General features: G+C 64.6%; 9 protein-coding genes. 1 reads left to right on the top strand and 8 read right to left on the bottom strand.

The window, feature by feature from the left end; all coding sequences use genetic code 11:
* The 8 genes from alr to VMS96_06445 form a co-directional block, all read right to left on the bottom strand.
* A partial coding sequence (alr, locus tag VMS96_06410; protein HVP43045.1) for an alanine racemase occupies positions 1-972 on the bottom strand: 972 nt, incomplete at its 3' end.
* Positions 973-983: 11 nt separating this feature from the next.
* Positions 984-2,294: an NAD(P)/FAD-dependent oxidoreductase gene (locus VMS96_06415; protein HVP43046.1), complete on the bottom strand. Its 1,311-nt coding sequence runs from the start codon at positions 2,292-2,294 to the stop codon at positions 984-986.
* Between the two features lie 40 nt (positions 2,295-2,334).
* On the bottom strand, positions 2,335-2,766 hold the full coding sequence (locus tag VMS96_06420; GenBank protein HVP43047.1) for a hypothetical protein: 432 nt from the start codon (positions 2,764-2,766) through the stop codon (positions 2,335-2,337).
* A gap of 167 nt (positions 2,767-2,933) precedes the next feature.
* A complete protein-coding gene (dnaB, locus tag VMS96_06425; protein ID HVP43048.1) occupies positions 2,934-4,313 on the bottom strand; it encodes a replicative DNA helicase in 1,380 nt (459 codons plus the stop codon).
* A 797-nt stretch (positions 4,314-5,110) separates the two neighbouring features.
* Positions 5,111-6,808: an RNA polymerase sigma factor RpoD gene (gene rpoD, locus VMS96_06430; GenBank protein ID HVP43049.1), complete on the bottom strand. Its 1,698-nt coding sequence runs from the start codon at positions 6,806-6,808 to the stop codon at positions 5,111-5,113.
* Positions 6,809-7,047: 239 nt separating this feature from the next.
* Positions 7,048-8,949, bottom strand: coding sequence for a DNA primase (locus VMS96_06435; protein ID HVP43050.1), 1,902 nt, complete (start codon positions 8,947-8,949; stop codon positions 7,048-7,050).
* 210 nt (positions 8,950-9,159) lie between these two features.
* Positions 9,160-11,601: an endonuclease MutS2 gene (locus VMS96_06440; protein ID HVP43051.1), complete on the bottom strand. Its 2,442-nt coding sequence runs from the start codon at positions 11,599-11,601 to the stop codon at positions 9,160-9,162.
* A 73-nt stretch (positions 11,602-11,674) separates the two neighbouring features.
* Positions 11,675-13,423 (bottom strand): HAMP domain-containing sensor histidine kinase, encoded by a 1,749-nt coding sequence (locus VMS96_06445; GenBank protein ID HVP43052.1) that lies wholly within the window; start codon positions 13,421-13,423, stop codon positions 11,675-11,677.
* Between the two features lie 120 nt (positions 13,424-13,543).
* On the opposite strand from VMS96_06445, the gene hemB reads away from it, so the two are divergent.
* Complete coding sequence (gene hemB / locus VMS96_06450) at positions 13,544-14,575, top strand: porphobilinogen synthase (GenBank protein HVP43053.1); 1,032 nt, start codon at positions 13,544-13,546, stop codon at positions 14,573-14,575.
* The last annotated feature ends 63 nt before the right edge of the window (positions 14,576-14,638 follow it).

Consider the following 14,638-nt stretch of genomic DNA (forward strand, 5'->3'; position numbering starts at 1 on the left):
GGCGTAGTCGCCACGCACGATCACGCGCCCGCGCGAGGAGAGCTGGCGGTTCAGGCCGTCGGCGTATCCGACGGGCAGCACGGCAATGCGGGCGGGGGCGGGAGTGACGTAGGCGCCGCCATAGCCGACGGCGGTGTGCGCGGGCACGTCGCGCACGGCGATGACGCGGGTCTTCCAGGTCAGCACCGGAAGAACAGGCAATTCGTGCGAGGTATCGGGAGCGCCGGTGACGGCGGAGACGAACGGCAGGTGATACCCGTAGAGCGCCAGCCCGGGACGGACGAAGTTCATCCAGGTCTTGGGGCGGGTGGCGAGGGCGGCAGAGTTGGCGATGTGCAGGAACTGCGGCGTCAGGCCATGTTCGACCATGGTCGCCGAAGCCTGCCCGAAGCGCGCGATCTGCTGCTCGACCGAAGGCGCGTCCAGCACCTCGGCCGACGCCAGATGGCTGTAGAAGCCTTCCACCCGGAGACGGCGCGCCTGGCGCAGCGCGTCCGCGAGCGCGGGAAGATCGGAGAGGTTGGCGCCCAGACGGGTCATGCCGGTATCGACCTTCAGATGGATGTTGACCTTGTCCTTGGTGAGGCGTTCGGCGGCGTCTTCCAGCAGCTGGATGTGATTGCGGTCCCAGATGGTGGGCGTGAGGTTGTTCTGGACGAGGTACTCTTCCTCGCCGCGGAAGAACCCGGCCATCACCAGAATGCGTCCCTTGATGCCGGCCTCGCGCAGCAGCATGCCTTCATGGGTGGAGGTGACGCCGAACCACGCGGCGCCTTCCAGTTCAAGCGCGCGGGCACAGCCTTGGGCGCCGTGACCATAGGCGTCGGCCTTCACCACGGCGCAGACCGTCGCCTGCGGGCCAACAAAGTCCTGGACGGTGCGCAGATTGTGGCGGAGGCGGGAGACCGAAACCTCGGCCCAGGTGCGGCGGGAGATCGTTTGCGTTGAGGGGATAACCGAAGATGCGGCCACGTCAGTGTTGATTATACAGTCGGCGTGCCGGCGGGGCGGCTGTCTTCGCTGGCGGGCGGTGTGGACGGCAGCAGGGGCTCGATGTCGGTGATCAGCCGGGTCCCGCGCTGCGCCGTGAAGTAGTACCAGGCCCACTCGATCATGACGAGAACGCGGTTGCGAAAACCGATCAGCCAGAAGAGGTGGATGAAAAGCCACGCTATCCAAGCCATGAAACCGGAGAGGCGGATGCGACCGAAGTCGGCGACGGCGGCCGCGCGGCCGATGGTGGCCAGGTTGCCGCGGTCGTCATAGAGGAAGGGCCGGCGCGCCTCGCCGTGCAGGTCGCGGATGATGTTGGCCGCAGCCGCACGCCCCATCTGGATGGCCGCAGGCGCGACCCCGGGGACCATCTTGCCTTCGGTATCCTTGACCGCCGCCAGGTCGCCGATCACGAAGACCTCGGGATGGCCGCGGACGGTCAGGTCAGCCTCCACCAGCACGCGCCCGGCACGGTCGGTCGGCGCTCCGAGCAGTTTGCCCAGAGGGGATGCTGCCACTCCGGCCGCCCAAAGCGTGACCGCAGCCGGCAGACGCGTATCTCCGATACGGACCTCGCCCGGCGTGATGGCTGTGACCACCGTCCCGGTGCGGACCTCGACCCCCAGGGCCTTAAGCTGCTGTTCGGCGCTGCGGGAGAGGTCCTCAGGGTACGCTGGCAACACCCGCGAAGCGCCCTCCAGGAGAATGATGCGGGCGCGCGCCGGATCGATGAAGCGGAAGTTACGGGGCAGGGTCTGGCGGGAGATCTCGGCGAGCGCGCCCGCCAACTCCACCCCGGTGGGGCCGGCGCCGATGATCACAAAGTTCAGAGGCCCGGGATCCTGACCGCGCGCCGCATTGCGCTCAGCCAGTTCGTACGCCGAAAGGACGCGGCGGCGGATCTCGAGCGCGTCTTCGATAGTCTTCAACCCCGGCGCGATGGTCTCCCATTCGGGATGGGCGAAGTAGGAGTGCCGCGCCCCGGTGGCGACGATGAGATAGTCGTAGGAGAGCTGGAAATCGGCCAGCCGCACGCGGCGGGCCTCCAGATCGAAACCCACGACCTCGCCCAGCAGCACCTCGACGTTGCGGGCCTTGCGCAGAATGCCGCGGATGGGGGCGGCGATATCGCCGGGCGACAGGCCGGCGGTCGCCACCTGGTAGAGCAGCGGCTGGAAGGTGTGGTGGTTCTTCTTATCGATGAGGGTGATGCGGACGGGATGGGGGCGCAGGGCCTCCGCCGCATACAGCCCACCGAAACCGCCACCGATGATGATGACGTGCGGGTGCGTTCCAGGCATCGGTATTCAGATTCCGGCGCGCACCGAACGATGCAGCCTCTCACGGGCCCGAAGGGGTGGTCTGGCCGCGCTCGTCGGCCGAGAGCACGTTGGCCACATTCACCGTCTCTGCCGGGATGCGGAAGATCTCTTCCGCATCGATGGCCTCGCGCATGTAGCGATAGGCGTGCAGCAGCGGCGGAAAGTAAAGCATGTGGTTGTGCTGGTCGAGCGCGAACAGCTTCAGGACCTGGGGCGGGATGGGCCTGTCCCAACTCGCGTGCCCGAAGTGCATGGCCAGGATCTGGCGAAGCTGTTCGGGGTCGTTGGGCAGATAGCAGGTGGGCACCGCGCCCCAGGAAAGGTCGAGCAGGGCGCTGAAGACCCCGCGGTCGTGAAGGCTGAGTCCGCTCAACCAGAGAGGACGAAAGGGGAGGGATTTGAAGGGACCGCCACCGAACTGCGGAACCACAGGAACGTAGGCCGTTTTCATCGAACCTCCGATGTACCGTTCGGGCCCCCGGGGGAGTGTTCCCAACTGCGGTCCTGCACTTGGACCGCTGTTGGCGCGAAGACGCACCAGCAGCGGTGCAGTTTGTCCGACTGGTTCTTATCGGAGGACGAGGCAGTGTACTCCCCGTCCCTCGACCTGTAAAGCCTTTACATCCCTTCGCCGGCAAACCCCTCGTTCGCCCGCGACTCGAAGCGGGTTGAGCGCTTCATGAAAGCCAGCGGCACCTTGCCGGTGGGACCATTGCGCTGCTTGGCGATGATCAGCTCGGCCAAGCCGTCGAGGTCGGGGTCGTCGGGCTTGTACACCTCTTCCCTAAAGATGAAGCAGACCACGTCGGCATCCTGCTCGATGGAGCCGGATTCGCGCAGGTCCGCCAGTTGCGGGCGATGGTCGCCGCCCCGGCTCTCCGGAGCGCGGCTCAACTGGGAGAGCGCCAGCACGGGCACCCGCAGCTCCTTGGCCAGCGCTTTCAGCCCGCGGGAGATGGCGGAAACTTCCTGGGTGCGGTTCTCGAAGCGCTTGCCCCCGACCGGCGCGGCGGACATCAGTTGCAGGTAGTCCACGATGAGCAGGTCGAGCCGCTGCTGCTTTTGCGCAAGCCGCCGGGCCTTGGCCCGCATCTCGTGCAGCGAGATGCCGGGGGTGTCGTCGATGAAGATAGGAGCTTCAGCCAGAGCATTGAGGGCCGTGCTCAGCTTGTCGTAGTCCTCTCGGCCCAGGAAGCCGGTGCGTAGCTTGTGCGAGTCCACCCGGGCATGCGAGCAGAGCAGGCGCAGCAGCAGCGATTCGCGCGACATCTCCAAGGAGAAGATCCCGACCGTCTTGTTGCCGATGACCGCGCAATTCTCGGCGATGTTCATGGCGAACGCGGTCTTGCCCATGGAGGGCCTGCCGGCAATGATCACCAGGTCGGAGGGCTGGAGGCCGCTGGTCAGGTTGTCGAAATCCACGAAATGGGTCTCGAGGCCGGTGATGCGCTGGCCGCGTTCATACAGCGCGTCGATGGACCCGAACGAAGTCTTCACGATCTCGGGGATGGCGACGAAGCCCTGCCCCAGGCGCTTCTCGGAGATCTGGAAGATGGCGGATTCGGCGGAATCGAGGATGTCGTCGGCGGGGTCGCTCTGGTCGAGTGCCCGGGCAATGGCGTTGTTGGCGGCGTTGATCAGCCCGCGCAGCATCGCCTTGTCCTTAACGATGCGGACGTGGTGCTCGATGTTGGGGCGCCGCGGTACGCCGTCGGTCAGCGACGACAGGTAGGCCACGCCGCCGACCGCCTCGACCTCCTTGTGGCGGCCCAGTTCCTCGGTCAGGGTGATGATGTCGATGGGGCGGCCGGATTCGGCCAGCTCCATCATGCGGGAGAAGACGCGGCGGTGCGAATCGAGCGAGAAGTCGTCGGGAACGAGCTGCTCGGCGGCCTCGTTGTAGGAGAAGTTGTCGAGCAGGATGGCGCCCAGGATGGCGCGCTCGGCGTCAACGCTGGAGGGAAGCCCGCGTTCCAGACTGTAATCGGTGGTGGCCAAAACTTTCCTGAGGTCCCGAAACCGTTTGTTCGACTAAACACCAAGCAAGCCTGTGAATGCGATACGGAAAACCGCGCACAAATCAAAATTCGCGGTGAAAGTTTTGCATGCACACGCCGGCGAGTGTCGCAGGTGGGAGTTTCTGCGGAGAATTCCAGTGCAGAAATTATGACATGGAAGTCAAGAAATGGGATTCAACAGCAGGTCGCTCACGGCCAAAAAGCCGTTCGGGATGACACCGGGCAGAGACAACAAAGGCGGTTGCGCCAGCCACGCAACCGCCCCGTTGGGTGCAAATGTCCATGTCCAACCACGGACGTTACCGCCCATGGATGCATGCGCAGGGCGCCCTCTCGCCTTCTGCCCTTATCGGTGAGCTTGCGCCCACAAGCAGGGGCGGGACGCGTGGCGCGATCACGGATCCCCGAAGGTTCCGCGACCGTTGTCCGGGCCTTGAATCGTCCTCCGACGCATGAGCCCGTCGCCGTACCACGCACGCGGACACTGCACGCTCGCGTTGGTGGCAAGATGCCCCAGGCCCATGAAAGCAGGCAAGAGCCTGGGCGGCTCGGTCTGTGCAGAAGTTGTGACTTTCGTGGATTAGCTGTGGAAAAGGGAGGAAAACGGGGAGGAAATTGGGGCCACGGATTTGCGAGCCAAACCGCAATTCCATTTTGGCCCTAACGGTGGCTGAAGCGGCACCCCTACAAAGACATAGAAGACGCCCTGGCAGGCGTCTGTACGGAAAAGCATCTCCGCTCGGTAGAGACGCTCGTCAGGGCGTCTCATGATCTGGTCTAGTCGGTCACGCCGTCGAGGAAGGCACGCAGCTTGCGCGAGCGCGAGGGGTGACGCAGCTTGCGCAGCGCCTTGGCTTCGATCTGGCGGATGCGCTCGCGGGTGACCGCGAACGACTGCCCGACCTCTTCCAGGGTGTGCTCCGAGCCGTCTTCCAGGCCGAAGCGCATCTTGATGACCTTCTCCTCGCGCGGGGTCAGGGTGCGCAGCACCTGCGCCGTCTGCTCCTTCAAGTTGACGTTGATGACGGCGTCGGCCGGTGAGACCACGGCGCGGTCCTCGATGAAGTCGCCGAGGTGCGAGTCTTCCTCTTCCCCGATCGGCGTCTCCAGCGAGATGGGCTCCTGGGCGATCTTCAGGACCTTGCGGACCTTGGCCACTGGGATGTCCATGCGCTTGGCGATCTCCTCCGACGTAGGCTCACGGCCGAGCTCCTGGACAAGCTGGCGCGAAGTGCGGATCAGCTTGTTGATGGTCTCGATCATGTGCACCGGGATGCGGATGGTGCGCGCCTGGTCGGCAATGGCGCGGGTGATGGCCTGGCGGATCCACCACGTGGCATAGGTCGAGAACTTGTAGCCGCGGCGGTATTCGAACTTGTCCACTGCCTTCATCAGGCCGATGTTGCCTTCCTGAATCAAGTCGAGGAACTGCAGGCCGCGGTTGGTGTACTTCTTGGCGATGGAGACCACCAGGCGGAGGTTGGCCTCGATGAGTTCGCGCTTGGCCTTCTCCGCATCCATGTCGCCCTGGATGATGTCGCGCTGGGTGCGGCGGAGCTCCTGGAAGTCCACGCCGGCCTCGCGCTCCATGTCCTCCAGGTCGTTGCGGAGCTGGCGCTGCTGCTTGCGGTAGTCCTTCTTCAGGTCCTCGCTGCGCGTGGCCTCGATCTTCTTTTCCAGGTTGTTGACCTGGCGGTCGAGGGCGCGCATGGCGTCCACGGTCTTGTTGACCTTCTCGATCAGCCGCTTGCGCTCGGGGTTGGTCCAGGCGAACTGGCGGATGATGAGCGAGATGCCCACCTGCTCGCGGCCCAGGTTCCAGCTGCAGCGCCGGTAATCCTTGGGCCTCTTCTTCTGGTTCAGGCCGGCCAGCTTCTCGGCGAGCTGCTGCGCTTTCTTGTAATGCTTGGCCAGCTCGTCGATGCGGGAGGTCGTCTCCTTGATGCGGTTGAGGACGATCTCCTCGGTGAGCTCCTCCTCGTCGAATACGACGATCTCCTTGATGCTGCGGACGCCCTTCTTCAGGTCGTCGGCGATGGCCATCACCTCGCGGATGATGATGGGGGAGCGGGAGAGGGCCTTGAGCACGCGCAGCTGCCCGCGCTCGATGCGCTTGGCGATCTCCACCTCGCCCTCGCGGGTGAGCAGCGGGACCGTGCCCATCTCGCGCAGGTACATGCGGACTGGGTCGTTGGTCTTCTCCAGGGCGCCGGGAGTGAGATCGAGCTCGACGTCCTCGCCGGCCTCGAGCTCCTGATCGAACTTCTTCGCCATCTCGGCGGAGGGCAGACCCTTGGGGCCTTCCAGGACGTCGATGCCCTGGGTGCCGATAGTGGTGAGCAGGTCGTCGAGGTCCTCGGGGGAGTGGACGTCGCCGGGGATAAGGTCGTTCACCTGGTCGTAGGTGAGATAACCCTTCTCCTTGCCAACGTCGATCAACTTTTTGATATCGTCGTACTTATCGTCGAGAGCCAATAGGAATCCTCTGTGCAGGCGAGGGACTGCTACGGTATGTCAAGGCAGCAGAAAGAGAGAGTAGGCCGCACGCGCCGAAACCCTTTAATGTTAGCAGATTAGACTGCGTTTTCACAGAAATACCGCTGCCGACCAGTTCGTCCGTTCGCCCGCTGAATCCTGTTAACTATTAGACGATTCAATAGCTTAGATGGTTTCACAGGTTTTCGTCCCAAAGCCGAAATTTTCTCAAGCCGAATTCATTGCCGCAAGCGGGCCGCCAGTTCGCGGTCGATGCGCAGCTTCTCCTGCACCAGGCGGTTGAGAGTAGTCGCATCGTTCTGCCGCTCCGCCTGGGCGATCTGGTGCTTCACCTCTTGCTGCTGGCGCTCAAGCCGGCGGCGACGTAGCGCCACCAGCGCTTCTTCCACCAACTCCATCGTGAGTTCCTCGGCCTCCTGCATCAGGGTGGCGGCCAGGAGCCGGCGATCGGATTCCGAAAGCTCCAGCGTCATGGGATCGGCGCCGGCCTCGGCCTTGAGCAGTGCTTCGATGAGCGATTCGGCGGCGAGGCCGCGGTGCAGGCCCTCGCTGGTGAGGGTGAACTCGGCCTGGCGCCAGAGGTCCGGGATGCCGTCCTCGCCGGAGCGGTCGGAGTGCGGCGTCTCGCTGCTCATGGCGGTGGAAGAGGCAAGAGCGCGGATGATGATCCGCTCCGCCTGGGTAAGCTGAGCCTCGGCCGGCGCCTTCACCGACGCGGCGCGGGTCGCTGCCGCATGCTTCAAGTCCTGGCGCAGGAGCGCGGAATCGATGCCGAGCTTCTGGGCGATGTCATTGGCCAGTTCGTCACGCACGATCCGGTTGGGCACGCGCTGGATGTGGGGCAGCAGGAAGTTCAGGGCCTTCACCTTGGCCTCCGGGGACCGAGGCTGGAACTGCTTCATGGCGCGCTCCATGAGGTAGTCGAAGTACTTGGGCGCGCGTTGCAGCAAGTTCACGTAGGCTTCCCTGCCCTGCTTACGGACGTAGAGGTCAGGGTCGAAGCCCGGCTCCAGAGTCGCGACCTTGATGCTGAAGTCCTCAGCCACCAGCATGGCCAACGAGCGTTCGGCGGCGGCGGCGCCCGCGGTGTCGGGGTCAAAATTGACGATGATGCGCTTGGTGTAGCGGCCGAGCAGGCGCACCTGCGCCTCAGTGAACGCGGTGCCGGAGCTGGCGATCACGTTGTGCTGCCCCGCCATGAACACCGAGATGCAATCCATCTGGCCTTCCACCAGGATCACGCTGTCGAGCTTGCGGATGGCTTCCTTGGCGCGGTCCAGGTTGTAGAGCACCCGGCCCTTGGAGTAGATGGCGGTCTCGGGCGAGTTCAGGTACTTGGGGCCGGATTTCTCGTCCGTCGCCAGGGTGCGGCCGGTGAAGGCGATGATCTTCCCCGACTCGTTGGAGATAGGGAAGATGGCGCGGTTACGAAATTTGGAGTAGAGGGTCGCTGGTCGCTGGTCGCTAGTCGCTGGCTGAGAACCCCTGCCCCTGTCATCCTGAGCGAGGGCTTCAGCCCGAGTCGAAGGCCCCCTACTCTCTTCCGTTTGCTTCCAGGAAAACAAGCCGGATACTTTGAGTAGCTCCTCGTCGTATTGGCCCTTCAGGCGGTCGCGCAACAGGAAGCCGGAATCCGGCGCGTAGCCGATGCGGAAGATCTTGATGGCCTCCTCGGTCAGGCCGCGGTTCTTCAGATACTCGCGCGCCTGGGCGCTTTCCGGGCGGCGCAGTTGCTCTTCGAAGAACACGCAGGCCTTCTCGTGCAGCTCGACCAGCGCCCCGCGCAGCTTGGCTTCCTTGGCCTCGGCGGGCGAATCGTAGGTCTGCTTCGGCGGGGGGACGCCAAGCTTCTGCGCCACCAGGCGCACCGCCTCTGGGAAAGTGATGTTCTCGATCTTCTGCACGAAGCTGTACACGTCGCCGGAAACCCCGCAGCCGAAGCAGTGATAGAACTGGCGGGTCTGGTGGACGGAGAACGACGGCGTCTTCTCGTTGTGAAAGGGACAAAGCCCGGAAAAATTCTGCGCCCCGGCTTTCTTCAGCTTCACGTAATCGCCGACGATGCGGACGATATCCGCCTGCTGTTTCAGGGTGTACGCGAAATCGCCGGGGTTAGCCATCGGACAGACTACTCCGTTTGGATTCTGGTCTAATGAACGGCGCCGCGCACCAGAAATCGGAATCCGGTTGTGGAATTACTGTGGATATCCGGTGCTTGCCGGTGGATGGCGGCGGAAAAACAAGTCAGATCGAAGAACGAAGATCGCAGAAGTGATGGTCTTCACTAGTCCTGCATTCTTACTTCTGCAATCTGACCTGTCGTTGGTTTGTCAGATCCGAAGTTCCACCACCGTCGCTCCCCCGCCGCCTTCGTTCTGCGCTGGCTCGGTCACCGAAGCGACCTGGGGATGGTTCTTCAGGTACTGGCGCAGGGCCTTGCGCAGGATGCCCATGCCGCTGCCGTGCACGATGCGCACCCGGGTGGCGCCGGCCAGGAAAGCTCGGTCGATGAACTTCTCCACCCGGCGGGTAGCCTCGTCCACGTTCTCACCGATGACGTTGATCTCGGTGGGCACGCCTGACTCCTCCGCCACCGACACCGAGATGCCGCGGGCCCGCGCCTGCTTGACCGGCGAATCGGAGGCGTGGATAACGATCTCGGCGATGTCGTCCTTGGGCACGCGCATCTTCATGGCGCCCATCTCGACCTCGTAGGCCTGGTCGTCGAGCTTACGCTTGATGACCGCGTTGCGGCCCAGGGACTTCAGCCTGACGGTGTCGCCCTCCGACACGTGCTTGACCTCGGAGGGGCGGGCGTGGGGATCGCCGCGGTCGGCGCCGGTGGAGTGGGCCACGATGGCGGAATCGAATTCTTCCTTGAATTCGCGGCGCAGCTTGGCGATGCGGCGCTCGGCGTCCTTGGAGAGCTTCAGCGCCGAGGCGCGCTCCTGCACCGCCTGTACCGTCTCGCGGGCACGGTACTCGAAGTCGCGCAGCACGGCCTCGAGCTTCTTCTCCATCTCCCGGACGCGCTCGCGCTGTTCCTTCAACCCCTCGGCCTCCAGGCGCTTCTTCTCGCGCGCGACCTCTTCCTCGCGGGTCTGCAGGCGGAAGCGCTCCTGCTCGGCTTCGCGCAGCTCGGAGTGCAGCTTGTCGAGGAAGCGGGCGACGTCCTGGGCCTGCGTGCCCGCGGCCTCGCGCGCTGACTTCAGGATCTCCGGGTTGAGGCCGAGGCGCTGGGCGATGTTGATGCCCGCGGATGCCCCTGGCACACCGATCTTCAGCTCGTAGGTGGGCTGTAAGGTGCGCTCATCGAAGCCGACCGCAGCGTTGAGCACTCCGTCGGTGTTCGCGGCGTAGACCTTCAGCGCGGTGTGGTGGGTGGAGATCACGCTGACACACCCGCGCCGACAGAAGTAATCGGCGATGGCGACCGCCAGCGCCGCGCCCTCGGCCGGATCGGTAGCCGAACCGAGTTCGTCGAGCAGCACCAGGGAGCGCTCGGTCGCGGTACGCGAGATGCGGTCGATATTGGTAATGTGCGCCGAGAAGGTCGAGAGGTTCTGCTCGATGGACTGGTAGTCGCCGATGTCGGCGAGGACCGCGTCGAATACAGGCAACTCGGCGCATCCCGCCGGCACCGGTACGCCGGCCTGCGCCATCAAGGTCAGGAGGCCGACCGTCTTCAATGCCACCGTCTTGCCGCCGGTGTTGGGGCCGCTGATGATGAGTTGCCGGCGGTTACTCTCGAGCTCGAGTGAGATGGGCACGATGCGGCCGCCCTTCGGCTTGAGGTTCCGCTCGAGCAGGGGATGGCGGGCGTTGCGGAGAACCAGGCGAGGTTCGCTCGGCCGGTTCCCGTCCCCACACAAGATGGGCTCGACGCAGTCGTAGTCTTCGGCGAAGCGGGCTTTGGCGAACTGCAGCTCGAGCTCGGCGAGCACGTCCGCGGCCGCCAGGATGGCATCTGCCTGGTCGCGCACCCGGGCGGTCATCTCCAGCAGGATGCGATGGATCTCCGCCTGCTCCTCTTCCAGCAGGCGCACCAGGTCGTTGTTCTGCTCGATGGTCTCCAGGGGCTCGACGAACACGGTCTGCCCGCTCGAGCTGGCGCCGTGCACCACACCGTTGACACGGCGTTTCTGCTCCGCCTTCACCGGGATCACAAAGCGCTCGCCGCGGATGGTGATGAGCTCGTCCTGCACCGCTCCACCCTCGGCCAGGCGTCGCAGGTATCCGCGCAACGATTCCTGGATGAGGCGCTTCTGCTTCTCGACCTCGCGGCGGATGCGCGCCAGTTCGGGGGAGGCGCGGTCGTCGAGCGTGCCGTCGGGGAGAATCTTGTTGCGCAGGAAGCGGAGCAGCTCGGTGAAGCTGGCGATGCCGGCGGAGAGCTCAGCCACGGCGGCGAACTCCCGTTTCATCTGCGAAGGCGGGTGGGCAGCGATGTGCCGCCACTCGTCAGCCCGGTCCACTACCAGCAGGATGCTGCGCAGGGCCTCGGTGTCAAGGGCGGCGCCCTCGATCCTGGACTTGTTCACCAGGTCCGTGGGATCGAGCAACCCGGAGAAGTCGAAGCGCCCGCCGCAGCGCAGGTATTCACGAGTCTCGGCCGCGAGCTGCTGCTGGCGTTCGATCCAGGTGCGGTCATCGCTGGGCGCGATGCGCGCGACGCGGTCCTTGCCCAGCGCCGATACGGCATAGCCGCGCAGCATCTCCCGCAGGGCATCGAATTCCAGCGGGCGGGCGCTGGTGTGCGCCAGGGCGGACATAGGGATTCATGGTATCAGGCAGTTTGCCGGTATGGTCACGCGCGGGCGATACGCCTGGCCGCGCCACAACTGGCTAGGGCTTAACCGAATCGAGCAGGGATTGGGCGACCGCGGGGAACTTCATCAGGATGGTGGCCCCGCCTCCTGGGCGATTGAAGCCGGTGATCTCCCCCCGGTGTTCGCGCACGATGCCGTAGCAGGCGCTCAGCCCCAGGCCGGTGCCTTTGCCCACCGGCTTGGTGGTATAGAAGGGATCGAACATGCGCTGCGGGTCCTTGATGCCGGGCCCGCTGTCGGAGATCTCCAGGGTGACGTCACCGTTCTGGCGGGCGGTGCGCACGATGATGGTGCCTCCGCCGGTCTCCTGCAGGGCGTCAACCGCATTGTTGATGACGTGGCAGCAGACTTGGAGCAACTGGTTGGAATCCCCCAGGATGTAGGGCTGTTCCGCCTGGCTGACGCGCTCGATGCGGATGTTGTTCTTGCCCAGGTCCATCTGGCGCAGGGTAATCGCATTGTTCACCACCGCGTCCACATTCAGCAGCGTCCGCTCGGTGTTGGACTGGCGGGCGAAGCTGAGCAGGTGACCGACCAGGGTCTTGGTGCGGCGGGCCTGCTGCCCGATCTTCTCGGCCATGCCCCGCGCCTCCTCCGGCAGACCCTTTTGCGAGCCCAGCAGTTCGGAATAACCCAGGATGGCGGCCAGGGGATTATTGATCTCGTGAGCGGCGCCGGAGACGAGCTGCCCGAGCGCGGCCATCTTCTCGGTGTGCACCAGCTGGTCCTGCAGCCGGCTCAGGTCCTCGAAGGAACGGCGCGAATCGTCGAGCAGGCGCAGCAACTCCTCGTCCATCAGGTGCTCCTTGATGAAGACCAGGGCGCCCAGCAGCAGCATGGCCGCGAGGGTAAGCACCAGCCGGAAATTGCGCACGGCCAGCGGCTGCGGCATGGTGGCGATGTCGAACATGGCGACCACCGGCATGGAGAGCACCGCCGCCATGGCCAGCCGCGCCGGCCAGACCCCATATTGTTCGCTGATCACGGAAAGATTCTCTTCCCGCACGTCGCGGGAGCGGGCGCCCGCCGCGGCCCAGATGAAGCCCAGCACCGCGACCAGCAGCGGGATGTCGTAGACGCTGCCGGTATAGTACTTGTGAGCGTAGTCCGCGATGTTCCCCAGGGTCGAACTCAGAGAATAGAGCAGGCCGGCCAGGAAGAGCCGCTTGTACACCACCCGCCAGATCCCCGCGCTGCGACTCCAGACGATGCCGACGCCGATCACGAAAGCCACGTTCTCCACGAACGAGAGAGTGGTGTACGCGCGCCCATACTTCATCTGATCGAGCACGATGTATTGCCAGGGGATGACCAGGAACAGGTAGAGGTACAGCCACCACAGCAGCAGGATGCTCAGGTCGAGCATGCCCACGCGCAGGAAGCGCGACCCCTGGCGCAGATGCGGTTGGACCGCCAGCGCCCCCATCAGCGGGATGATGTGCAGGAAGGAGATCACGTCGCCCCAGAACGGCTGAGGCATGGGACGGCGGATGAAGACCTCGTACGCCACCCACAGTCCCTGGGAAGCCGCCCAGAACGCGCAGCCCACGGCCATCATCACCCAGAACAGGCGGTCCCGGCCCTTGCCGCGGGGGATGTTCGCGGCCATGGCCGCGAACACAGTCAGTGCCATCACTTCCTGGGCGAGGTCGCCGAAGACGGTAAGGGCGTAACTCGGCGTGGCTGTGAGCGAAACCACAGCATAGACGCCGACCAGAACCATCGGCAGGACGAGCCACGGGTTGGCTCGTACAGACAGCGACATTGAGCGCCATCTTACTCACAAATGCCGTCGAATCAATAGTTACAAAGGTACCTGCAAGCCGCGTGAATCGCGTCTTAGAACGCATTTCGAGGCCAAAGCCGGTGCTAGAATGAAGCTGCTATGGCCTTTCCTATCACCAGAATGCGGCGGCTTCGGCGGACCGAGGCCATGCGGTCGTTGGTGCGCGAAACCCGCCTTACTCCCGAGGGATTCGTCTATCCCATGTTCGTCTGCCCCGGTGAGGGGGTGCGCAAAGAAGTACGCTCCATGCCCGGGGTCTTCAACCTGTCGGTCGATGAAGCGGCGAAAGAGGCCCGCGAGGTCAAGGCGCTGGGGGTTCCGGCCGTCATCCTGTTCGGCCTGCCCGAGTCGAAGGACGAGATGGCGACGGGGGCATGGGCCGCAGACGGCATCGTGCAGCAGGCGACTCGGGCCATCAAGCGCGACGTTCCGGGGCTGATGGTCATCGGCGACGTCTGCCTGTGCGAATACATGAGCCACGGACACTGCGGCATCGTGCGCAAGAGCGGCCCCGTCCAGTCGCTGGGCGCGGCCGCGGCAGCTCCACCGGCGGTGGCGGCCGATTACGAGATCGTCAACGACGCCAGCCTGGAGATCCTGGCCAAGACCGCGGTTTCCCAGGCGCGCGCCGGCATGGACATCATCGCGCCCTCCGACATGATGGACGGACGGGTGGCCGCCATCCGCAAGGCGCTGGACGAGAACGGATTCGTCAACATCCCCATCCTGGCGTATGCCGCCAAGTTCGCGTCCGGGTTCTACGGGCCTTTCCGCGAAGCGGCCGATTCGGCGCCGCAGTTCGGCGACCGCCGCTCCTACCAGATGGATGGGGCGAACCTGCGCGAGGCCCTGCACGAGATCGAACTCGACCTGGATGAGGGCGCAGACATGGTCATGGTGAAGCCCGCGCTTCCCTATCTGGACGTGATCCATGCCGCTCGCGAGCGCTTCGACGTGCCCATGGCCGCCTACCAGGTTTCGGGTGAGTACGCCATGATCCTGGCCGCAGCGCAGAACGGCTGGGTGGACAAGGAGCGCATCATGCTGGAGTCGCTACAATCCATCCAGCGGGCAGGCGCCTCCATCATCCTGACGTACTTTGCCAAAGACGCAGCCCGCCTTCTTGGATAGATCTTCCAAGAAGAAAAAGGCCGGCTGAAGCCGGACTCAATCGAGAATCGCGTCCGGGCGGCA

The organism is Terriglobales bacterium (assembly GCA_035543055.1).
Lineage (GTDB): Bacteria > Acidobacteriota > Terriglobia > Terriglobales > Acidobacteriaceae > JAIQFD01.